Consider the following 22,188-nt stretch of genomic DNA (forward strand, 5'->3'; position numbering starts at 1 on the left):
GGCCACCGGCCCACAAGCAAGAACCCCGCAAAGGAGATAACCATGAAATATCGTGTACTGATGACGGCGATCACCGCCGGCTTGATCGGCATCACCACCGCCCAGGCTAAACCGATGCACGACAAGGGCGAGATGTTCACCGCCCTCGACGCCGACAACAACGGCGAGCTGAGTCAGCAGGAACTGTCGAACATGCGCGAGACGATGGCGAAGATGCGCTTCGACGCGGCCGACACCAACAGCGACGGCGAGATCGACAAGGACGAGTTCATGGCCAAGGCCGAACAGCGCGCCGAGCGCATGTTCACGCATATGGACAAGGACGAAAACGGCATGCTCGACGCCGACGAGGCCCAGCCGCCGCATCACGGCAAGCACCACGGCCAGCACCACGGCAAGAAACGGCACGGCGACCATGACAAGAGCGACAAAAGCGGCGACCGCGAGCATGCCAAGGGCAAGCGCCACGGCAAGATGCTCGAGCGCATGGACAGCGACGGTAACGGCAGCGTGTCCAAGGCCGAGTGGGACAGCGCCATGGAGCGCCACCAGGAGCGCCGCGAAGAGATGAAGGACGCACAGTAAACGTGTCCGAGGCCTTCGCCCTGCGACGCCGGCGCCCTCGCGCCGGCGTCTTTCGTGTCGCATGCGCGGGCGCACTTGCTCTGCTAGCCGCCGGCTGCGCGACGACAGCACTGAACGAACTCGCCCAGCCACAGTTCGAGATGCCGGCGCGCTTTGCCGACAGCGGCAGCACCGACCTGCGCCCCGACTGGTGGCAGGCCTTCGACGATCCGGGGCTGAACCAACTGGTGAATCGCGCGCTCGAACGCAACTTCACCCTCGCCTCGGCCTATGCCCGCGTGGAACAGGCGCGCGCAACCCTCGGCAGCACACGCGCCGATCTGTTTCCGAGCGTCGACGCCAGCTTTGAACAGAGCACGACCCGACGCGAGAACGGCGACACCGATTTTTCCACGACCGCCGGCAACGGCGGTTTCTCGCTCGATCAGGACAACGGCAACTGGAGCGAAACGCGCACGTTCCAGTTCTCAGCCGCCTACGAGCTCGATCTGTGGAGCCGGCTGCGCAACGCGCGTGACGCCGCCGCCTTCGAGGCCAGCGCCAGCGCCGCCGATCTGCAGGCCGCCGCGATCACGCTCGCCGGCGATATCGCCAGCGACTGGTACCAGCTGCAAGAGCTCGAGGCGCGTATCGATCTGTTGCGCAGCCAGATCCAGACCAACCGCGACGTGCTCGATCTGACCACCTATGCCTTCACCCACGGCCAGGCACAGGCCGCCGACGTGCTGCGCCAGCGCCAGGCGGTGGAGTCGGTACGCGGCCAGTTCGAGCAGACCCAGGCCAGCGCGGCCGTGGTCGAACACGCCCTGGCCACGCTCGTCGGCGTGCCACCGAACGACTTCAACGCGCCTGATGGCGAACTGGTTGCCCTGCCCGCACTACCCGACACCGGCGTACCGGCCGGCGTGCTCATGCGCCGCCCGGATGTACGCCAGCAGTTCTACGCACTGGCCGCGGCGGATCGGCGCGTGGCGGTCGCGGTGGCCGATCGCTATCCCCAGCTGTCGCTGTCGGCCAGTCTGTCGACCACCACCGATTCGGCGGCGCTGTTCAGCAACTGGATCACCCAGCTGGCGGCGAACGTCACCCAGCCGATCTTCGATGCCGGCGCGCGTGCCGCCGAGGTCGACCGCACCGAGGCCGTGGTCGCCGAGGAAGTCGCCGACTACCAGCAGTCGCTTCTGGAAGCCTTGCAGGAGACCGAGGACGCACTGACCAATGAATACCGCCAGCAGCGTTACATCGAACGTCTCGACGAACAGCTGCGCCTTTCGCGCGAAACGGTCGACAACCTGCGTCTGCGCTATCTGCGCGGCGCGACCGACTATCTCGACGTACTCGATGCCCTGCTCACGCGCCAGGACCTGCAGGTCGAATACCTGACCGCGCGCCGCCAGCTGCTGGATTACCGCATCAATCTCTATCGCGCCCTCGCGGGTGATATCGGCAGCGCGCCGCGCACCGATATCGACGCGCCGGCCGTGCCGCTGCCCCGTTCTTCAAGCGACAACGCCTCATGAACAGCTCTCCTAGCGTGTCCCGTGTCACCCGACGTACGGTCTGGCTGGCTCTGCCGGTATTCATCCTTGTGGTCGGCGTGATTGCCGCTTTCTGGATACTCGAAAGCCAGCCCGCCGCGCCCCGCGCCAAGGCGCCCGAGCGCCAGGCGCGGCTGGTAACGGTCACGCCTGCAGAGGCTGCACCGGCGACGCTGGATTTCTCGGCCAACGGCACGGTCGCGGCGGCCGATGCCACGACGCTGCGCCCGCGCGTATCCGGCCAGATCGTGGACCTGACCGACAAGCTCGCCCCCGGCACACGCTTCGCCAAGGGTGACGTGCTCGCGCGGATCGACGACGCCGATTACCGGCTGGCGCGTAAAAGCGCCCAAACCGATCTTGCCAACGCCCGGGCCGCGCTGCGGGTGGAACAGGGCCAGCAGGCGGTGGCGGAACGCGAACTGGCACTGGTGGGCACCGATGTCAGCGCCGACGAGCGTGATCTCGCCCTGCGCGGCCCGCAGCTGGAACAGGCCAAGGCCGATGTCGAAGCCGCGCATACCGCGGTCGAACAGGCCCAGCTGGACCTGGATCGCACCGCGGTACGCGCGCCGTTCACCGGCATCGTCACCGAGCGCAGCGCCTCGATCGGCGATGTAGTCGCGACCAGCGACACGATCGCCACCCTCGCCGCCACCGATGCCTACTGGGTGGACGTGGCTCTGCCGGTCGATCAGCTGCGTTTCATCCATGCCGCCGGCCCGAATCGCGCCGGCACCCCGGCCCAGATCTACTACCCGGACGCCTGGGGCGAGGACGCCTTCCTGCCCGCCGAGATACTGCGTATCCAGCCGGCGCTGGAAACGTCCGGGCGCATGGCGCGGGTGCTGCTGCAGGTACCCGATCCGCTCGGCGACAACACGCCGGCCGACAGCCGCCTGCTGATCGGCGCCTATGTGCGCGCCGCGCTCGAAGCGCGTATCCCGCGCGGCAGCGTGCTGGTCGATTCGGCCTTCGTGCACGAGGACAACAACGTCTGGGTGATGACGGCCGACAATCAGCTGGATATTCGCAGTGTCGATATCCTCTATCGCGATGCCACCCAGACGGTGATCGCCGGTGGCCTGGAACCGGGCGATGCGGTGATCACCAGCGAACTGACCGCGCCGATCCAGGGGCTGCCGATCCGGGTGGAATCGAGTACCGCAGCAGAAGACGCGCCGGGCGACGAAGACGCCGCCGACACGGCCACGCTAGCTGACCGGGCAGGCAACGAAACCGATCGCCATAGATCCGGCACCGCGCGCTCGCTGCGCTTGATCGGCCCGCCGTCTGGCATCGACACCCCGGCCGACGCTAACCGCCAGGCCCGGACCGATGCAGCCACCACGGAGCCACGCTCGTGAGCGAGCCGAATCGTCGTGGGGCGATGGCCTGGATGGTGGCCAACCGGGTCACCCCCAACCTGCTGATGCTCGCCCTGCTGGCCGGCGGGTTGCTGATGACCACGCTGATCAAGCAGGAAGTCTTCCCCGAGTTCAGCCTCGACATCGTCACGGTGTCGGTGTCGTATCCGGGCGCCACACCCGAGCAGGTGGAGCAGAACATCGTGCTCGCCATCGAGGAGAAGGTGCGCGATGTCTCCAGCATCGACGACATGACCGCCACCGCCTCGGAAGGCAGCGGCACGGTGGTACTGGAACTGGCCGAATCGGCCGACGGACAGGCGGTGTTCCAGGACGTACAGCAGGCGGTCAACCAGATCACCACCTTTCCGGACGACGCCGAACGGCCGGTGATCTCGTTATCGGATCACCAGCGCGACGTGCTCGATATCCAGGTCTATGGCGATGTCAACGAGACCGCGCTGAGGGCCTATGCCGAGGAAGTCCGCGACCGGCTGCTGCAGTCGCCCGACATCACCCAGGTCGAGCTCGAAGGCGTGCGCGATTACGTGATCCGGATCGCCATCGCCCAGGAGCGCCTGCGCAGCTATGGCCTCACGCTCAACGACGTGGCGGATACGGTCGCGGCTTCTGCGGTCGATGTGGCCGGTGGCAGCGCCGATACGGCTTCCGGCGAGGTGCTGCTGCGTCTCGAAGGCCGGCGTGACGCGGCCCGCGAGTTCGAGCGCATTCCGCTGCTGACAACGCCTGAGGGTACGGTCGTGCGTCTGGGCGACGTGGCCAAGGTGCAGAACGGCTTCGAGGACAGCAAGACCGAAGCCACCTACGACGGCGCCCGTTCGATCGGGATCGAGGTCTTTCGCGTGGGCAAGCAGACGCCGATCTCGGTATCCGAGGCCACGCGCAAGGTCATGGCCGATCTGGAAACCGACCTGCCGCCGTCGCTGCAGTACGCGATCAACGGCGACAGTTCGCAGATCTATCAGCAGCGTCTCGAACTGCTGCTCAAGAACGCCTTTATGGGGCTGCTGCTGGTACTGGTGGTGCTCAGCCTGTTCCTTGAGATGCGCCTGGCGTTCTGGGTGACCATGGGCATCCCCACCGCATTTCTGGGCGCCTTCCTGTTCCTGCCGTTGATGGGCGTGACCATCAACATGATCTCGATGTTTGCCTTCATTATCGCGCTCGGCATCGTGGTCGATGACGCCATCGTTGCCGGTGAGAACATCTACGAACACCGCGAACGCGGCGCGGGCGTGCTCGAAGCCGCCATGGCAGGCGCGCGCGACGTGGCGATGCCGATCTCGTTCTCGATTCTGACCAACATCGTGGCCTTCCTGCCGCTGCTGCTGGTGCCCGGCTTTATCGGCAAGCTGTTCGGCGTGATCCCGCTGGTGGTGATCACGGTGTTTCTGGTGTCCTGGGTGGAGGCGCTGTTCATCATGCCGGCGCACCTGGCCCACGGCCGACCGCGCCAGCGCAACCGGCTATCGGCCGCTATTCACCGACGTCAGCAGGCGTTCTCACGCGGCTTTTCGCGGCTGGTGTCCGACTACTACGCGCCGTTCGCCTCGAAGCTCGTCGCCCATCGCTATCTGACCTCGGCGTTCGGCGTTGCGGTGCTGCTGATCGTGCTCGCCTGGGCCATGTCCGGACGCATGGGTTTCGCCCTGATGCCGAAGGTGGAATCCGACCGCGCCCAGGCCACGCTCACGCTGCCCTACGGCAGCCCGATGCCGCGCATGGCCGAAACCCGCGACCGGCTGGAAGACGCCGCCGAACAGGTTATTGCCGACAACGGCGGCGAGAAGCTGGCGACCGGGGTATTCGCGACGATCGAGGAGAACGCGATCGAGATGCGGGTCTATCTGCAGCCAGCGGACATGCGCCCGATCAGTACCGCGGCCTTTATCCAGGCCTGGCGCGAGCAGCTCGGCGAGGTGGCCGGCCTGCAATCGGCCCAGTTCCAATCCGATGCCGGCGGGCCCGGGGCCGGCAAGGCGATCACCGTGGAACTGTCGCATCGCGACACCGACACGCTCGATCGCGCCGCCGAGTCGCTGGCCGCGCGGCTGGGCGAATTCGCCGGCACCACCGATATCGACAGCGGCGTCGCCCAGGGCAAGAACCAGATCAGCTTCACCCTCAACGATGCCGGCCGTTCGCTGGGGCTGACCAATGCCGACGTCGGCAGCCAGGTGCGCGCGGCGTTCTACGGCGCCGAGGCGCTGCGCCAGCTGCAGGGCCGTAACGAGGTGAAGATCATGGTCACGCTGCCGCAAGGCGAACGCGACAGCGCCGCGGCGATCCGCAACCTGCTCATCCGCACGTCGGATGCCACTTATGTACCGCTGCATCAGATCGCGGATATCGACTACAGCCGTGCCTTCACCCAGATCACGCGCCGCAACGGTCGTCGCAGTATCGATGTCACGGCCAACGTCACACCTTTCGATGCCACCAGCCGCATCACCCAGACGCTCAATGCCGAGACCCTGCCGCAACTGGCCGAGGATTACCCGGGCCTGACCTACGGTTATTCCGGGCGCCAGGAAGACACGGCCGATTCGCTGCATGCGCTGTTCGTGGGTTTCGTGCTGTCGCTGGCCGGTATCTACATGCTTCTGGCCATTCCGTTCGCCAGCTATCTGCAGCCGATCATTGTCATGGTCGCCATTCCGTTCGCGGTGGTCGGCGCGATCATTGGCCACGAAATCATGGGCTATTCGCTCTCGGTGATCAGCCTCATGGGCATGCTTGCGCTGGCCGGCGTGGTGGTCAACGACTCGCTGGTGCTCATCCACTATGCCAATACGCTGCGCCAGCGCGGCGAGAACGCGGCCGACGCGGTCCGGCTGGCTGCGGTGCGCCGTTTCCGTCCCATCCTGCTGACCACGCTGACCACTTTCGGCGGCCTGGCGCCAATGATCTTCGAAACGTCATTGCAGGCGCGTTTCATGATCCCGATGGCGATCTCGCTGGGCTTCGGCATCCTGTTCGCGACCGGCATCACGCTGGTGCTGGTGCCCTGCTTCTATGTGATCGTCGAAGATCTGCGTACACGGCTTGTGCGCTGACCAGGACTCATGGCGCTTGTTCGACGGCCTCCTGGGCATCGCACTCGTCCTTGATGCGACGAATCTCGGGCAGGATATTCAGGAACCGCTCAATCACACGCGGTTCGAAATGGCTACCCGCGCTCTCGATCAGTGTCTGCACCGCGTCTTCGACCGGCCACGCCGGTTTGTAGGGGCGCACCGTGGTCAGCGCATCGAAGACGTCGGCCACCGCCGTCAGGCGCGCGCACTCGGGAATGGCTTCGCCACTCAGCCCGACCGGGTAGCCAGTGCCATCCCATTTCTCATGGTGATAGAGCGCGATCTCTGCGGCCATCCGGAACATGGGGCCGGAACCGTGCGCGAGGATGTCGTAGCCGATCCGCGAATGCGTTTGCATGATCTGCCATTCGCTATCGGTAAGCCGCCCGGACTTGCTCAGAATGGCATTGGGGATGCCGATCTTGCCGGTATCGTGCAGGGTGGCGGCCAGCTCGAGCAGATGGACATCGTCCGCGTTCCAGCCACAGGCCCGGGCCAGCGCGGCCGTATAGGACGCCATACGCCAGATATGCAGGCCGGAGTCCGGGTCGTGGTAATGCCCGGCATCGCCGAACATGAACAGCGCATCGCGATAGGCGCGATCGAGCTGGCTGGCCTGCACCAACGACAGATGCGTACGCACCCGCGCCCGCACGATCGCCGGCGACAAAGGTTTGGTGATGTAGTCCACCGCGCCCGAGGCGAAACCGGCGGCCTCATTGCCCGCGTCCGACATATGGGTCACGAAGATCACGGGAATATCCCGGGTCAACTCATCGCGCTTCAACTGCTCGCACACGCTGTAACCGCTGATGCCGGGCATCTCGATATCCAAGAGCACAAGTTTCGGCTGGTGTCGTCGGCAGGCGGTCAGCGCTTCGGTGCCGTTGGCGGCAAAGATGAGCGCGTGATCGTGCGCCAGGATCTGGCGCAGGGCGGCCAGATTCCCCGGCTCGTCGTCGACGATCAGTATCTGATGTGCGGTCATCGCGCCTCCCCCAGCTCGATTCCCATACTCAGCGCAAGCGCGCGGGTCGCCTGGCGCCCCCCGGCAAAGTCGAAATTCTCCAGCGCGGCCCGGACCGCAATCAGGTCTTCGGCCGGCAGTTCGGCAGCGAGTGTTCTCAGCCACGGCGCGACCTCGCGCGGATCGTTGCTGTCGAAAGCCGTGAGCAACGCCTTCAGCGATTGCTCGACCACGATGGCATCCGGTGTCGCGCTCGAGCGCGTGGCCTGTGCCTCGTCGACAGGCGCGTAGCGCGCTATCCATGCGCAGGCGGTAGCGAGCGCCTCGTCGAGCGATTCGATAACGCGCGTCGCATCGCTGCCCGCCGCGAGAGATGTCTCGAGCCGCGCGGCGCAGTCGTGCACCTGCTCGAGCCCCAGATTGGCCGCTACGCCGGCCAGCGTATGCGCGATGGGCTGCGCCTGCACCGCAGGGATACGACGCATGGCCTCGGCGCTTTGCGCGTGCTCTCGCGCGAAGCGGCGCAGGTACTGCCGGTAGATCGTCTCGTCGCCCCATATCCGAAGCGCGCGCTCGAGCGCGATGCCCGGCGAATCCTGTACCGGAGGCAATGCGTTCGTGGCCGGCGCCGGCCCGGACGTGTCGCCGCGGTACACCGTTGCACGGCGGGCAATACCCAGGCGCTGGATAAGCGTGATGGCGGCCTCGGCGTCGAACGGCTTGGCAATGAAGTCGGTCATGCCCGCCCGCCGGGCGGCCGCACGTTTCTGTGCCTGCGAACCCGCGGTCAGCGCCACGATCGGCAGCTCTGCGCAGTCGGGCAGCGCACGAATGCGCCGGCAGGCCTCATACCCGTCGAGTATCGGCATCTGGATGTCCATAAGCACGATATCGACTTCGTTCGTATGGGCCTGAACCCAGGCCAGGGCCTGCTGACCGTCTTCAGCAAGCGCCACTTCGGCGCCCTCGCCGGTGCAGATTCGAGCCGCGACCTCACGATTGATGTCGTTGTCGTCCGCGATAAGGATGCGCAGCCCGGCCAGGCGATCGCTGGCGGCGCTCATCGATCGCATCTCGCCCGGGCGTTCGCGCATGGCATGGGCCACGGCGTCATGGAGCGTGGACGGCGTCACGGGCTTCTGGATCAGATGGACCGCGGGCCAGGCATTCATCTGATCGGCCACCTCGTGGTGCACCCCGTGCGCGACCATGACGATCACCGGCTCCATGCCCGCCATATCGACGCCGCGGATGGCGCTGACGGTCTCGGCCATGCTGCGATCGGACATATCCGAGTCGAGCACGATCACCAGTGCGGACGGCGCATCCCGGCGCCGCGAACGCACATGTGCGAGCAGCTCGACGCTTGAGGTGACCGCGGTTACGCCCCAGCCCAGTGCGTGCACCGTGTCTTCCAGGCCGGCGCGCGCGAGGTCGTTTTCCTCCGCAAGGACGATTTCGATATCGGTCAGATTGGAACAGCCGTTCACGCTGGCCGCATCGCGCTTGAAGGTGAGCGTAAAACGGAACTCGCTGCCCACACCGACCGCACTGGATAACTCGATCCGGCCGCCCATCAAGGTGACCAGACGACGGCAGATCGCCAGCCCGAGCCCGGTGCCGCCATAGCGCCGCGTGGTCGATGGATCCGCCTGGGAGAATTGATCGAATACGAGCGCCTGCTGATCTGCCGGAATACCGATGCCGGTATCGCGCACCGCGAATCGCAAGGTGGCGTGATCGGATGCCAGGCTCACGATCGTGACCGAAAGCGCGACATGGCCGTGTTCGGTGAACTTGATCGCGTTGCCCGTGAGATTGATCAGCACCTGCTCCAGACGCAGCCCATCGCCCACCAGACGGTCGATCGGCGTCGGCGGTGGCGCGATCACCAGTTCGATGTCCTTGTCGACCGCATTGGCGGCCATGATCGTGGCCAGATTCTCGAGCACGCCGGACAGGCTGAAGACGGTGTTCTCGAGCACCACCCGATCCGCTTCGATCTTCGAGAAATCGAGGATGTCGTCGATGATGCTCTGCAGCGACCCGCTCGCTCGCTGCATCTTGCGTAACAGACCGCGCGCCGGATCGCTCAACCGTTCTTTCTGCAGCAGGTAGATCAGGCCGGTCACCGCATTCATCGGGGTCCGAATCTCGTGGCTCATATTGGCCACGAAATCGGCCTTCGCGCGGCTGGCGGCCACCGCGGCCGAGGCGCGATCGGCCAGGGCGCGGTTCAGCTTGGTGATTCGGTGCTGCGACAACGCGATCCAGGCACTCAACGCCCAGGTCACCAACAACAGCATCAACATGATCGGCGCCAGGCCGCGCCATACGCGTTCGCTGATCAACGCCATGTCCTGTCGCGGCATCTGCACGACCACGTACCAGCGATAGGCGCCGGCACTGCGCACCACAAACCGATCCGGCACAGCGCGCCCTCTCTGGATGCTTGCCCGTACGGGTCCCAGCGGATTGATGCGCGTCCAGGTCCACAGCTGATCCGCGATCAACGCGCTGCCCGCCAACTGGTACTTCATCGCAGACCAGGCCTGCGGATAACGACGCCCAAAGGTTTGATCGTTGCCCAGGGCAAATCCCCATTCGTTCGCGTCGTCGGGATCATGCAGCCAGTAGCCGTCCCGATTGAGCAGCATCAGGTGCCCTGAAAAATCGCCGGCCGCGCGCACGAATGCATCGAGCCATTGCTGGCCAAGCACGTTCGCCACGACCAGTCCGCGGCGTACGCCGTCACGATCGAAAATCGGCGTTGCGAAGCGAATCACGGGTTTGTACGGCTTCTCGATCTGTCCGTATTCGACGTTCAGATCCAGCGGCGACAGATAGATACTGCCGTCGGGCAGGCGCTGCCCTTGTTCTACATACGGACGGTCGCTCTTGTCCTGCAGCGCACTGCGCGGCTCCATGCGGGCGATACCTTCCGCGTAATCGACGCGCAGCTGTTCCATGCCGTCGGCGTCGATCCAGCGCAGCTGAGCAATACTGCGATGCGCGTGCATGTAGTCGATGAAATGCTCGGCAAGCCGGTCCAGATTGCGCGGCGTACCGGATCGGATGACACCGCTGGTCAGCGTCATGCTTTTCAGGAAAACAATATCCTCGGCGGCGACACGCAGACGTTCGCGCAGCGCCTGAGCGGCCACCTCGGTTGCGTAACGCGCCTGCTCCCGAGTCTGCTGCTGCTCGTAGAAAATCTGCGATTGCGCATAGAAATACCCGCCGACCCCGATGAGAATCGCAAAACACAGACTTAGCAGGACCAGACTGAGCAACGAAGACTTCAAGACGAACCTTTTGCGCACAACTGAAACCGGCGTGTATGCGTTATCCTCTACGCCTCCGAGCCGGGTCGGCGCGGATCGATTTTCAAAATTCCTTGTAATTTAAAAATAACGCGCTGGCAATGCCGCACTAGTCATGTTGCGGTTAAAAAATATAAACACCCAGGCTCGCGCATCCATGAGCAATAAACCGGGCCGCGCCGAGCGCTCCTCGCCCGGCCATCACGAGCGACCGCAACGAAGCGCAACGCGCGATCTTGCGCCCGGAATGCGACTGCTTCGAGCCGATGGAAACGGTAACGATCGCACCAACGGCTGCGCGTCGTGGCGGCCGGCGGTTATGCTGTAGCGCCCTGCTCCTGCTGATGCTGATGACGCAACGCAAGATTCTGTTGACCGCCCTGGCGATCCTGCTCTACGGCATGCTTACCGCCTGTGCCGGCGCGCCGCTGCCCCCGGCCGACAACGGCGCATCGCGCGCCATGGCGGTGCCGCAGGACGACGGCATGCTGGCCCAGCGCCTGCGCCAGAGCCTGAACGATCGCGGCTGGTCGCTGATCGAGTACGACGCGGACGCGCTGAACCGCAATCGCGGTTACGGGGGGCTGGCGGGCCAGGCGAAATACCGGCTGACGTTGTCCAGCGATCGAATCGGCAACTGCCGCGGCGGCACGCCGAGTTTTCTCTACAACATCGCCGTGATCGAGAACGCGACCGGCCATGTCGATCTGGCGCTGACCGGCGCGAACTGTCTGGATACCACCGTCACCCGTTTCGAAGCCGGGCTGGATCGCCGCGAGCTGGTGGTGCCGACCGTCGGTGCGGGCGGCTGAAGCCGCGCTAGTCGAGCGGTGCCTGCGCCCGCAGGCTGGCGGCCAACCCGTCGCGAAAATCCGCGAAGCTGAACACATAGCCGCTGTCGGTAAGCAGGCGCTGGTTGCGCAACCGGCGGGACTCACGCAGGAACGACAGCCGCATCGCTGAAAAACGCTGCTCGGCTTCGGCCCAGGAAATACGCGGGGGCGATTCGACGTCGAGCATGTGCGAAAGGGTGTCGTAATAGATGCCCAGGCCGGTCGGATGGCCATCGCTGGCGTTGTAGACCCGATGCGGCATCACCCGCGTGCCGACCCGCCAGGCAATCGCGGCCAGATCGTCGATATGGATACGGTTGCTGAAACCGCCGTCGGCATCGTTCAGGATCGGCGTGCCGTCGAGCACGCGCTGAACCGGCAGACGATTGGGCCCGTAGATACCCGGCGCACGCAACACACAGGCATGGCTGCAGAACTCGAGCATCTGCTGTTCCGCATCGACGCGGCGTTTGGCGCGATCGCTCTCGGCATTGACCGGCCGGTCCTCATCCACCCACTCGCCGGCGCAATCGCCGTAGACACCGCTGGTGCTGATATAGACCGCGAAACGCGGCGCGCCGGTCATCGCAGACAGCACGCGGCGCATGCGGGTATCGGTTTCGCCCTCTCGCTGGGGTGGCGCGAAATAGAACAGGCGATCGCAGGCGGGCAGATCGAGCGTGTCGTGATCCAGGTCGAGCACCAGCGCGTGCGCGCCGACCGCCCGTACCCGGGCCGCGCTCTGCGCGCTGCGCACCACGCCGGTTACCGTGTCACCGGCGGCGACGGCGCGCGCGGCAACACGCACGCCGGTATCGCCACAGCCAACGATCAGGCTATGCATTGCAACGGCTCAGCGGTCGTTGCCGCGTAGCTCCAGGCCCTGGCGATAGGCCGAGCGGGCCTCTTCCTTTTCGTTGATCTCTTCGAACAACCGGCCCAGCTCGAGCAGCGCGTCCGGACGCGACTGGTTCTTCTGGCTGGCCTCGAAATAGCTGCGTGCGCGGCCCCAGAGGCGATTGCGCAGGCACAGGCGGCCCGCGACCAACAGCAGCTCCGGTTCTTCGCCGTACTGCTTCAGCCAGCTTTCCACCGTGGCTAGCTGGGCCGTACGGTCGTTGCATTCCAGATCGCCAAACAGGAGTACCAGTGATGCGCTCCATTCCTGCTTGAGCGCATCGCGGATCACGTCGGCGGCCTGGTCGTCGGCGCCGGCACGTTTGAGCAGCTTGGCATAGCGCTCGACCATGCCGGGCTTGGCGCGCAAGCGCTTTGGTACCCGCTTCCAGGCCGTGGTCAGGGCGATGGCATCCTTCTGCTGATGATTCGCTAGCTCGTCGTTCCAGGCATCGACCGCGAGACGATCGATGTTCTCGGTCGGCATGTCGCCATGCTTGTAAAGCGCCGGCACCAACGCGCGCAGCTGTTTGTAGTCGCCCACGCTCGCGGACTGCGCGCTATAGAGCTGCAGCACCTGCGGGTGCGTCGGTTCCATCTGGTAGAGCCGCGCCAGGCTCGCCATCGCTTCCGCGCTCTGGCCCTGCTGGATCTGCATCTGGGCCTGGGTCAGCAGCACCGCGAGTTCGCTCGCACCGCGCTTGGACGACGCTTTTTCCAGATAGCGATCACGATCCGACACATGGCCCTGGAACTGCGCGGCACGCGAGGCGAGCAGATAGTTCAGGCCCGGCGCCTCGTGACGATCGGCCAGACGCGCAAGTTCCGTCTCGGCACGTGCCCAGCGGCCTTCCATCAACAGCTGCAAGCCGTCATAGAGCGAATTGCGGGCCTTGCGATCGCGCCGCGCGGCAAGGCGCTTGCGCATCGAGCTGGGCAGCAACACGCCAGCGACAATCAGACGCCAGAGCATGAGTGCGAGCCAGATACCGACCAGCAGCACGCCGACCGCGAACAGCAGCGATGTCTCGACCTGCCAGCCGCCGAACGACAGCAGCAGATAGCCCTGCTGATCACGAAAGACCAGCGCGACGGTGATGCCGACAATGACGAACAGCGAGAAGACCAGCAGCAGACGTCTCATCACTGACCGTCCTGCGCGGCTGCCTCGCCGGCGCTCGTGTTATCACCGCTGCCCTGCGCATTGCTCGAGCCGCCATTGGCCCGCTCAGCGCGCTGAGACATCGTCTCGCGCAGCTCCACCAGGCTGGCGCTGATATCCGGCGCATCCCAGTCGAGCTTCACATTGCTCATCTGGCCGATGCGCTCGCGCATGTTCGAGACCGGCGCAGCGCTCGTGTCGTAATAGTCCTCGAGCCACTGGCGCGCATTGGCCAGACTTTCACGATAATTCTCGGTATCGCGTTCCAGAAGCGCCAGACGTGCGGTACGCAGTTCGAGTTGCAGGTTCTGGTTCAGGAAGAACGCCTGTTCCGGCGGCAGCAGCGCACGCTGGGTGCCATCGGAACGACGGATCGTGAGCATGCCGGACAGGGCCTCGCCCACCGAGTCGGTGAAATGATCCCAGCCCTGGCTGAACTTGGCCTGGAATTCATCCATGGACATGCCCGAGTCTGCTTCGCTGTCTTGGCCGGAGTCCGCTTCGGAAGACGATGATCCGTCGCCGGACTTGAACTCGCCCGGCACATTGGACGCCAGCGGCAGTTGCGGCACCTGCTCGATCATCGCGACAAGCGCCAGCGACATGCCTTCGACATCGGGGTCGGGCAATGCTTCGAGCGCTGCAATCTCGTTGGCAATCTCGCCGCGCAGGTCAAACAGGCGTGGATCATTCTTGCGACGAATCGCATCACTGGCCAGTTCGAGCGCCTTGCGCGCGCCCTGCGGATCGTCATGCAACTGCAGACGCTGATTGGCAGCGCGCAGCAGCGACTCGATCTGATTGAGATCCCAGCGGTTGTTGCTGCCCTGGACCTTGTCGGCCACGTCGGCCATCTGGGTCTGGGTCTGCTGTACCGATTCCTGCAGCGAGGACACGCTTTCGGCCTGCTGCTGGGCGTCGTTGCTGACCGATTCCAGCTGTGACTCGAAACGCTTCAGGCGCGGCATGACCACGTCCTGGACGTTGGACTCCATGCCATTCTCGACCGTGTTCAGGCGCGAATCCAGCGAAGCGAGCCGATCCTGCCCGCGGGAGTAAAGCCAGCCCGAGATGATCAGCGCGATTATCGCGATCACGACCGCGACGATGGCAATGATCTTGCTCGCACCGCCGCCATTGCCGCCGTTGCCCGAAGCGGCCGGCGTGGCGCGATGCGGCGTGCCGGTACTGCCACCAGAAGCGGCGTGCGATGCGCTGCCGGCGGTCGTGGCCGTGGCGCCACTGCTCGCGCCCGGTTTCGATGCGGCACTGGAGGCGGTCGATTTGCCGGCGTTCGTCGCTGCCGGTTTATCGGCGGGCTTGGATGCCGGCTTGGCATCGCCTTTCGACTGGGCCTTGCCTGACGGCTTCGAAGCCGAGCTGCCGCCCGTCTTGTCCTGCCCCGTCTTCGGCTTGCCACCGCCGGAAGCGGCGCTGCTCTTGGCCGCGTTGTCCGTCTTGGACGTATCGGTTGCCGGTGCAGAGGCTGTGCCCGAAGCCGAAGACGCCGGCGTACTGGACGTACCCGTGGTCTTGTTCGGTTTCGAGGCGGATGCCGCGCTCTTGTCCTTGTCGGCGCCCGTGCTGGACGGGGCGTCGTTACGCTTTTCTTCACTCATGTGGTGGCGGATTCCCCCGGTACCGATAGCCGCTATTGTCGGTCGCCCTTCCAGACCCGTGCAAGCGCGGCGACGATGGCGTCGCCCCCGATACGCTCGACGATCACTGGTTCGTGGATCCAGTTCAGGCGCTGATCGGTCTGTTTTACCACACGCGCGCTCGGCGCCACCAACCGACATTCGGCCAATCGCGCCGCCAGCCCTGCTTCATGCGCCTTCGAGACCTGGTCGACGAGATGTGCGACCGCTTCGCCACTGGTCACGATTACCGCGTCCGAAGCGTCGATGAGCCGCGCAAGGCGACGTGTGTCGATAGTGAGCCAGCGGCGGCGGTAGAGCGCGGCTTTGTCCACCTCGGCGCCGCGGGCGCGCAGCGCATCGATCAGCGTGGTGCGGCCGCCCTCCCCAGCCAGGATTGCCACCCGTTTGCTCTGCAGCTGCGACAGCGATTCCAGCGCCAGCAGTCCCTCGCTGGAAAACCCACCGTCTGGCTTCTCGACCGCGCGGCCCGTCGCCAACTCGAGTGCTGCGGCCGTGGCTGCGCCCACCGCATATAGCCGACCGTCCGGGGTGAAATCCGGCTGCAGCTGCCACGCCGAGTGCACGGCATTGGTGCTTGTGGCTATCACCACGTCGGCCTCCGCGGCCGAAGCGAGCGCCGCCCTTGCGGCCGCGTCGTCTGCGGGCGTGTCGATCGCCATCAGCGGCTCGCGCAGCACCTCGGCGCCGGCGGCCTCCAATGCCTGTGCCCAAGGCTCGGCCTGGTGCGCGGCCCGGGTGAGCCAGACACGCCGACCTGCCAACGGCGCAGTCATCCTGCTAACTCAAGTCCGCGAGAATCTTGTCGGCACCGGCTGCCAGCAGCTGGTCGGCCAATCGATGGCCCAGTTCGGCGGCTTCACCCGTCGGCCCGGAAATCTCGTCGCGCACCATGACGCTACCGTCCGGCTTGCCGACACAGGCGCGCAGGCGCAGCGTCTGACCATCGTGGACGGCATGCGCCGCGATCGGCAGATGACAGCTGCCTTCCAGGCGCGCGTTCACGGCCCGCTCGGCATCGATCCGGATATGCGTGTATTCGTCGTCGAGCGCAGCGATATGGGCAGCAGTCTCGCTGTCGTCGGCCCGAATCTCGATACCGAGCACGCCCTGCCCGATCGCCGGCAGGCTCTGTTCGATGGTGAGTTCGCTGGCGATCCGTGAGGCCAGTTCGAGGCGCTCGAGACCCGCGCAGGCCAGAACGATGGCATCGAAATCGCCGCGGTCGAGCTTGGCCAGCCGAGTCTGCACATTGCCGCGCAGGCTGAGGATTTCCAGATCCGGGCGCAGATGCTTGATCATCGCCGCACGACGCAGGCTCGATGTGCCCACGCGGGCGCCATCCGGCAACGACTCGAGCGTGTCGTAATGATTGGATACGAAAGCATCCAGCGGGCTGCCCGGCGCAAGCACCGTCGGCAGCGCAAAACCCGGCGGCAGTTCGGCGGGCACGTCCTTCATCGAATGCACAGCAAGATCGGCCTCCCCGGCTTCGATCGCGGCTTCCAGTTCCTTCAGAAACAGCCCCTTCCCGCCTATTTCGGCCAGCGGGCGGTCGAGCACCCGGTCGCCCTCGGTGCGGATGGGCAGCAGCACGACATCGATTTCCGGCAACGCGGTTTGCAAGCGTACTTGGACATGCTCGGCCTGCCACATGGCGAGCTGGGATTGGCGGGTAGCGATACGCAGGGTCTGGGGCATTTCGGGGATCAGCCTTGTTTCGTGACGACGCACACGCGTCGTGGTGAAAACCATGAAAAACGGGATTCTACCGTTCCAGCAGCGCGCGCACTTCGGACAAACGGCGGCGGCTGACCGGCACGCCCTCGCGAACATGGCGCACGCTCAGCATCGCGCCTTCGGGTCCATCCAGCCGTAGGCCGACGATATGGCGGCGCGCCACCAGCGCCTTGCGGTGGACACGCATGAAGGTGTCGCCCAGCGACTGTTCGAGCGCCAGCAGCGACTGTTCGATCAGCAGCTCGCCCTGCATATGATAGACGGTGGTGTATTTCTGGTCGGCCCAGAAATAGAGAATATCGCGGGCGGCCACGCGCTCGATGCCATCGCGGGTGCGGGCGCTGATATAAGCGCGTCGATCGCCCGGTACGCCGGCCTCCAGCGTGGCCATCTGTGCGCGACTGGGTTGGCTGGCGCGGGTCAGCGCGGCGCCGAGATCCTCCCGGCGTACCGGCTTGAGCAGATAACCCGCCGCGTGGCTGTTGTGCGCCGACAACGCGTGCTCGCTATGGGCGGTGACGAAGATCACGGCCGGTGGCACGTCCGCTGCGGCGAGCTGGCGCGCCACCTGAAGGCCATCCATGCCCGGCATGTGCACGTCGAGCAGTACGGTGTCGGCTGCGGTTTCCTGCACACAGCGCAGCGCGCTTGCGCCATCGCCGGCCTCGCCCACGACCTCGTAGCCGCGGAAAGCTTCGATCATCCGCCGCAGGCGTTCACGCGCCAGCGGCTCGTCGTCGACAATCACGATCCTCATGGCCGTGTCGCCATCGCCTTCAAAACATTCACGAAACGGACTCTGCCGGTTGCGGCACGATCATGTCGACGGTGAATCGGGATTCTTCGGCCGTGACCCGCAGTTCGGCCACGTCGCCGTAGCGCAGCGCGAGACGATGGCGGATATTCACGAGCGCCTGTCGATTACCGGGTACGGGCGGCGCATCGCCGGCGAGCGGATTGACGACTTGCAGCACCAGAGTGTCGCGCTCACGGCTGGCCTGCAATACGACCGTGCCGCCGTCCGGCAGCCGGGCGACCCCATGGCCGATGGCATTCTCCACCAGCGGCTGCAGCGACAGGGCCGGCAACTGGCAGGCGCGCGCGTCCTCGTCGATTCGCACATCGAAAGTCAGGCGTTCGCCCATGCGTAATGACTCGATACGGACATAGGCATCGACCATGGCCATTTCCTCATCAAGGCTCACGTTCGCCGGCGTGTTCGTGGCCAAGCGCGCGCGCAGCAGTACGGCGAGATCCTCGAGCGCGTTTTCGGCTTCGTCAGGACGCACGGCAATCAGGGCAGCCACACTGTTGAGACTGTTGAACAGGAAGTGCGGTTCGATACGCGCCTGCAGCGCTTCCAGACGCGCGCGCATCTCGGCCTCGGCCTGGCTCTGCCAGGCCGAACGCAGCCAAAAGTAGCGCAGCGCCAGTGCGGCCACGACGGCCGATATACCCACGCTGCGGGCGACGAACCCGTCGTGCGAGGCGTCTTCCAGCAGCAGCGCGAAACCCGAATAACGTCCCGCAACATATGTGATCTCGGTGATCGCGAACGTCACCGCGAGTAACGTCAGATAGGCCAGCAAGGCCACGCCGCGAGCCGACAGACGGCTGGCATAGCGCTTTATCAAGCACAGCGCCGCGGCGCTGCAGATGCCGATCCATTGCAGGTAGATCGACAGCAGCAGAAAGCGCTCGGGCAATACCGCTGTCAGCGAGCCGCCCAGGGCCAGCACCACGGCCACCGCCTCGCACACCACCAGCACGCGCAACACGCGGGCGCCGGTACAGAAATCCGGAAGAAATTCGACCGGTTCGCGCTCAGGATTCATCGACGGAGTGTTCGAGCACTGCCCCGCCACGTCAAGCGCACGGCCCTGCATTGCTATACTCGCGCGCCCAGGCGGCAACGGCCGCAGACGTTTCGAGGCAAGGACGAGCGACCATCATGAGCAGCGACGCCAGCAATAATTCCGGCCACCAGACCTGGGGCGGACGATTCTCGGAAGGCCCGGACGCACGCGTGGCGGCCTTCACCGAATCGGTGTCGTTCGACGCCCGTCTGTACGCCCACGATATCCGCGGCTCGATTGCGCATGCCCGCATGCTGGCGAAAGTCGACGTGCTCAGCGACGACGAGTTCGCCCGCATCGAGGCCGGCCTGACCGCGATTGGCGAACGCATTGCCGCCGGCAAATTCGACTGGGACCCGGCCCTCGAAGACGTGCACATGAACATCGAGGCGCGCCTGACCGACGACATCGGCTCGCTCGGCAAGAAGCTGCATACGGGCCGCAGCCGCAACGACCAGATCGCCACCGATATCCGCCTGTGGCTGCGCAACGCGATCGACGCGCTGATCGGCGAACTCGAACGCCTGCGCGGCGCGCTGGTCGACGTGGCCGAGCGCGAGGCCGATACGATCATGCCCGGCTTCACCCATATGCAGGTCGCCCAGCCGGTGACCTTCGGCCACCACATGCTGGCCTGGGAAGCGATGCTGGCGCGCGATACCGAACGCCTGCGCGATATCCGCAAGCGTGTGAATCGCCTGCCGCTGGGCTCGGCCGCGCTGGCCGGCACCACTTTCCCGATCGATCGCGAGATGGTCGCCGCCGAACTCGGCTTCGACAGCGTGATCGACAACTCGCTGGATGCAGTCTCGGATCGCGATTTCGCGATCGAGTTCGTCTCCGCAGCGGCGCTGACCATGACCCATCTGTCGCGCCATTCCGAGGAACTGGTGCTGTGGATGAGCCCGGCCTTCGGCTTTGTCGACCTGCCGGATCGCTACTGCACCGGCAGTTCGATCATGCCGCAGAAGAAGAATCCCGATGTCGCCGAACTGGTACGCGGCAAGACCGCGCGCGTGAACGGGCATCTCGTATCGCTGCTTACGCTCATGAAGGGCCAGCCGCTGGCCTACAACCGCGACAATCAGGAAGACAAGGAACCGATCTTCGACGTGGTCGATACGGTGATGAACAGCGTCGCGCTCTATGCCGACATGATGCCGCACGTGACCGTGCACGCAGAAACCTGCCGCGAAGCCGCGCGCAAGGGCTTTTCCACTGCAACCGATCTGGCCGATTATCTCGTACGTCAGGGCGTGGCTTTTCGCGACGCACACGAGATCGTGGGCAAGAGCGTGCAGCACGCGATCGGCGCCGGCTGTGACTTGGCCGAGCTCGATCTCGACACCCTGCGCGGCTTTTCCGACGCGATCGGTGACGATGTCTACGAGGTGCTCACGCTCGAAGGCTCGGTCGCTGCGCGCGACCATATCGGCGGCACGGCACCCGCACAGGTGCGGGCCGCCGCGGCACGCGCTCGCACGGCACTCGGCTAGGCCGCGCCGCAACGGCACAGCCGAGCTGGGCGCTGGAACATCGACGTTGCGTGAGGGTCACAGGAATAACCTGTAACTAACAGCAAAGGTCATCATGCAACGCCTCTATTTTCTGCTCCAGGATATCGACACGGCCCACCAGGTCGTCGAAAAACTCAAACAGAACAGCGTCTCTGAGGACGACATGTCGGTCGTCGCCCGCGACGAAACACAGACCCGCGATCTGCCCGAGCCCAGTGTCGCCGAGAGCTCCGACCTGATCGGCTCGGCCGGACGCGGTGCGGCCGCGGGTGGCGTGACCGGCGTGGTCGCCGGCCTCGCGGCCATGGCCTTCCCACCGGCCGGGCTCGCGATCGGCGGCGGCCTGGTCGCCGCGACCGGCGTGGCCGGTGCCGGCTTCGGCGCCTGGGCATCGAGCATGATCGGCATCCGCCACGACAACTCCCAGATCGAGGCTTACGAGAACGCGATCCAGAAAGGTCAGGTGTTGATGATGGTCGACGCCGAATCCGGACGGGTCGAGGAAGTCGAGCGCGCGATCCACGAAGCCGCGCCGAACGCCAGGATCGAAGGCACCGACGCCCACAGTTCGAACGCCGGCTGATATGACTTTCCAGCGACAGGCAAAAAAAAGGCCGGCATTTGTGCCGGCCTTTTTTAGTGGACGCTATTGCCGACCGCTAGCGATCGAACAGATCGCGACGCGCGCGATAGAGCGCTGAAATATCCTCGTCGCCATGGCCTTCGGCGATGAGCTTTTCGTACTCCTCGCGCGTCTGCGCCGACAACGGCAACTTGCCGCCGTTGAGTTCGGCCATATGCAGACAGATACCCAGATCCTTGTGGTGATGCTTCATCTTGAAGCCGGGATCGAAGATGTCCTTCACCATGGTCTTGCCGCGGTGATTGACGAACCAGTTGCCGGCCGCGCCGGAACCGACGACGTCGACCACCTTGTCCAGCGGCAGATCGAGCGCCGCGGCAAAGCGCATGCCCTCACAGACCGCCTGGTTGATGCCGGCGCACAGGATCTGGTTGACCGCCTTGGTCGCCTGGCCGGTGCCGACCTCGCCCATGTGGGTGATGCTCTTGCCCATCGCATCGAGCACCGGCTTCGCCCGCTCGAATACGGCTTCATCACCGCCGGCCATGATCGACAGCGTGCCATTCTTGGCGCCTTCCGTGCCGCCGGACACCGGCGCGTCCACGAAACCCGCGCCTTTCTCGCCGACGCGCCTGGCGGCCTCACGCGCGGTGTCGCTGGCAACCGTCGAGCAATCGATCACGATATGACGATCGGTAAGCTCCGGCGTAATCGCATCGACCATCGCCAGCACGTCCTCGTCGGCGCTTACGCAGATGATGATCGCCTCGGCCTCGGCCACCGTGGCGACCGGCGAATCAACCGCCTTGACACCATGTTCACTGGCAAAGGCCTCGGCCTTTTCGGCCGTTCGGTTATAGACCGCAGTGAGCAGACCCGCGGCCTGAAGATTGGCGGCCATGCCATGGCCCATACCGCCGATGCCGATGAATGCTGTTTTCATGTCAGACGCTTGTCGGGAAACGAAGGCTCGATGATAAGGTCTGGAGCCTGTTTTCAAAAATGTGTGTCGCGCGCCGTGCGAATCGGCCTCCGGTACGCCAGAATGAGCGTTTACGCGCGCC

17 protein-coding genes are annotated in these 22,188 nt (G+C 65.2%); 7 read left to right on the forward strand and 10 right to left on the reverse strand.

Going from position 1 to position 22,188, the window contains the following annotated elements; all coding sequences use genetic code 11:
• Positions 1 to 42 precede the first annotated feature (42 nt).
• Genes SADO_RS11620 through SADO_RS11635 form a run of 4 tightly spaced genes read left to right on the forward strand, consistent with a single transcriptional unit; the run spans position 43 to position 6,567 of the window.
• A complete protein-coding gene (locus tag SADO_RS11620) occupies positions 43 to 585 on the forward strand; it encodes an EF-hand domain-containing protein (RefSeq protein ID WP_353111515.1) in 543 nt (180 codons plus the stop codon).
• A gap of 2 nt (positions 586 to 587) precedes the next feature.
• Positions 588 to 2,105, forward strand: a complete 1,518-nt coding sequence (locus tag SADO_RS11625) for an efflux transporter outer membrane subunit (RefSeq protein ID WP_353111517.1) — start codon at positions 588 to 590, stop codon at positions 2,103 to 2,105.
• The gene (locus tag SADO_RS11630; protein WP_353111519.1) at positions 2,102 to 3,490 is read left to right on the forward strand and encodes an efflux RND transporter periplasmic adaptor subunit; all 1,389 of its coding nucleotides are present in this window, start codon (positions 2,102 to 2,104) and stop codon (positions 3,488 to 3,490) included. The genes SADO_RS11625 and SADO_RS11630 overlap by 4 nt, the downstream gene beginning before the upstream one ends.
• Positions 3,487 to 6,567, forward strand: a complete 3,081-nt coding sequence (locus tag SADO_RS11635) for an efflux RND transporter permease subunit (protein WP_353111521.1) — start codon at positions 3,487 to 3,489, stop codon at positions 6,565 to 6,567. Before SADO_RS11630 ends, SADO_RS11635 begins: the two co-directional genes overlap by 4 nt.
• A gap of 7 nt (positions 6,568 to 6,574) precedes the next feature.
• Here SADO_RS11635 and SADO_RS11640 read toward each other — a convergent pair whose 3' ends face one another.
• The gene (locus tag SADO_RS11640) at positions 6,575 to 7,576 is read right to left on the reverse strand and encodes a response regulator (RefSeq protein ID WP_353111523.1); all 1,002 of its coding nucleotides are present in this window, start codon (positions 7,574 to 7,576) and stop codon (positions 6,575 to 6,577) included.
• The gene (locus SADO_RS11645; protein WP_353111525.1) at positions 7,573 to 10,860 is read right to left on the reverse strand and encodes a hybrid sensor histidine kinase/response regulator; all 3,288 of its coding nucleotides are present in this window, start codon (positions 10,858 to 10,860) and stop codon (positions 7,573 to 7,575) included. The genes SADO_RS11640 and SADO_RS11645 overlap by 4 nt, the downstream gene beginning before the upstream one ends.
• A 368-nt stretch (positions 10,861 to 11,228) precedes the next feature.
• On the opposite strand from SADO_RS11645, the gene SADO_RS11650 reads away from it, so the two are divergent.
• Positions 11,229 to 11,690, forward strand: a complete 462-nt coding sequence (locus SADO_RS11650; RefSeq protein WP_353111527.1) for a hypothetical protein — start codon at positions 11,229 to 11,231, stop codon at positions 11,688 to 11,690.
• 7 nt (positions 11,691 to 11,697) lie between these two features.
• On the opposite strand, the gene SADO_RS11655 is transcribed toward SADO_RS11650, so the two are convergent.
• The 7 genes from SADO_RS11655 to SADO_RS11685 form a co-directional block, all read right to left on the reverse strand.
• Positions 11,698 to 12,555: a Rossmann-fold NAD(P)-binding domain-containing protein gene (locus tag SADO_RS11655; protein WP_353111529.1), complete on the reverse strand. Its 858-nt coding sequence runs from the start codon at positions 12,553 to 12,555 to the stop codon at positions 11,698 to 11,700.
• A 9-nt stretch (positions 12,556 to 12,564) separates the two neighbouring features.
• Positions 12,565 to 13,752, reverse strand: coding sequence for a heme biosynthesis HemY N-terminal domain-containing protein (locus tag SADO_RS11660; RefSeq protein WP_353111531.1), 1,188 nt, complete (start codon positions 13,750 to 13,752; stop codon positions 12,565 to 12,567).
• The gene (locus SADO_RS11665) at positions 13,752 to 15,389 is read right to left on the reverse strand and encodes a uroporphyrinogen-III C-methyltransferase (protein WP_353111533.1); all 1,638 of its coding nucleotides are present in this window, start codon (positions 15,387 to 15,389) and stop codon (positions 13,752 to 13,754) included. The genes SADO_RS11660 and SADO_RS11665 overlap by 1 nt, the downstream gene beginning before the upstream one ends.
• 32 nt (positions 15,390 to 15,421) lie before the next feature.
• Positions 15,422 to 16,204, reverse strand: a complete 783-nt coding sequence (locus tag SADO_RS11670) for a uroporphyrinogen-III synthase (protein ID WP_353111535.1) — start codon at positions 16,202 to 16,204, stop codon at positions 15,422 to 15,424.
• Between the two features lie 4 nt (positions 16,205 to 16,208).
• Complete coding sequence (gene hemC / locus SADO_RS11675; RefSeq protein ID WP_353111537.1) at positions 16,209 to 17,129, reverse strand: hydroxymethylbilane synthase; 921 nt, start codon at positions 17,127 to 17,129, stop codon at positions 16,209 to 16,211.
• A gap of 67 nt (positions 17,130 to 17,196) precedes the next feature.
• Positions 17,197 to 17,925 carry a LytR/AlgR family response regulator transcription factor gene (locus SADO_RS11680; protein WP_353111539.1) on the reverse strand — a complete coding sequence of 243 codons (729 nt, stop codon included), beginning with the start codon at positions 17,923 to 17,925 and terminating at the stop codon, positions 17,197 to 17,199.
• A gap of 28 nt (positions 17,926 to 17,953) precedes the next feature.
• On the reverse strand, positions 17,954 to 19,003 hold the full coding sequence (locus SADO_RS11685; protein ID WP_353111541.1) for a sensor histidine kinase: 1,050 nt from the start codon (positions 19,001 to 19,003) through the stop codon (positions 17,954 to 17,956).
• A 116-nt stretch (positions 19,004 to 19,119) separates the two neighbouring features.
• Between SADO_RS11685 and argH the strand changes: the two genes are divergently transcribed.
• Both argH and SADO_RS11695 read left to right on the forward strand, forming a co-directional pair.
• Complete coding sequence (gene argH, locus SADO_RS11690) at positions 19,120 to 20,520, forward strand: argininosuccinate lyase (RefSeq protein ID WP_353111543.1); 1,401 nt, start codon at positions 19,120 to 19,122, stop codon at positions 20,518 to 20,520.
• 94 nt (positions 20,521 to 20,614) lie between these two features.
• The gene (locus SADO_RS11695; protein ID WP_353111545.1) at positions 20,615 to 21,124 is read left to right on the forward strand and encodes a DUF1269 domain-containing protein; all 510 of its coding nucleotides are present in this window, start codon (positions 20,615 to 20,617) and stop codon (positions 21,122 to 21,124) included.
• A 76-nt stretch (positions 21,125 to 21,200) separates the two neighbouring features.
• On the opposite strand, the gene SADO_RS11700 is transcribed toward SADO_RS11695, so the two are convergent.
• Positions 21,201 to 22,124: an NAD(P)-dependent oxidoreductase gene (locus tag SADO_RS11700; RefSeq protein ID WP_353111547.1), complete on the reverse strand. Its 924-nt coding sequence runs from the start codon at positions 22,122 to 22,124 to the stop codon at positions 21,201 to 21,203.
• Positions 22,125 to 22,188: the final 64 nt, after the last annotated feature.

This window comes from Salinisphaera dokdonensis CL-ES53 (assembly GCF_040361215.1).
Lineage (GTDB): Bacteria > Pseudomonadota > Gammaproteobacteria > Nevskiales > Salinisphaeraceae > Salinisphaera > Salinisphaera dokdonensis.

Bases quoted from the DNA above. Each gene is read 5' to 3' on its own strand.
- SADO_RS11620 (WP_353111515.1), top strand. From the start codon at position 43: ATGAAATATCGTGTACTGATGACGGCGATCACCGCCGGCTTGATCGGC.
- SADO_RS11630 (WP_353111519.1), top strand. From the start codon at position 2,102: ATGAACAGCTCTCCTAGCGTGTCCCGTGTCACCCGACGTACGGTCTGG.
- SADO_RS11640 (WP_353111523.1), bottom strand. From the start codon at position 7,576: ATGACCGCACATCAGATACTGATCGTCGACGACGAGCCGGGGAATCTG.
- SADO_RS11650 (WP_353111527.1), top strand. From the start codon at position 11,229: ATGACGCAACGCAAGATTCTGTTGACCGCCCTGGCGATCCTGCTCTAC.
- SADO_RS11655 (WP_353111529.1), bottom strand. From the start codon at position 12,555: ATGCATAGCCTGATCGTTGGCTGTGGCGATACCGGCGTGCGTGTTGCC.
- SADO_RS11660 (WP_353111531.1), bottom strand. From the start codon at position 13,752: ATGAGACGTCTGCTGCTGGTCTTCTCGCTGTTCGTCATTGTCGGCATC.
- SADO_RS11665 (WP_353111533.1), bottom strand. From the start codon at position 15,389: ATGAGTGAAGAAAAGCGTAACGACGCCCCGTCCAGCACGGGCGCCGAC.
- SADO_RS11670 (WP_353111535.1), bottom strand. From the start codon at position 16,204: ATGACTGCGCCGTTGGCAGGTCGGCGTGTCTGGCTCACCCGGGCCGCG.
- hemC (WP_353111537.1), bottom strand. From the start codon at position 17,129: ATGCCCCAGACCCTGCGTATCGCTACCCGCCAATCCCAGCTCGCCATG.
- SADO_RS11680 (WP_353111539.1), bottom strand. From the start codon at position 17,925: ATGAGGATCGTGATTGTCGACGACGAGCCGCTGGCGCGTGAACGCCTG.
- SADO_RS11685 (WP_353111541.1), bottom strand. From the start codon at position 19,003: ATGAATCCTGAGCGCGAACCGGTCGAATTTCTTCCGGATTTCTGTACC.
- argH (WP_353111543.1), top strand. From the start codon at position 19,120: ATGAGCAGCGACGCCAGCAATAATTCCGGCCACCAGACCTGGGGCGGA.
- SADO_RS11695 (WP_353111545.1), top strand. From the start codon at position 20,615: ATGCAACGCCTCTATTTTCTGCTCCAGGATATCGACACGGCCCACCAG.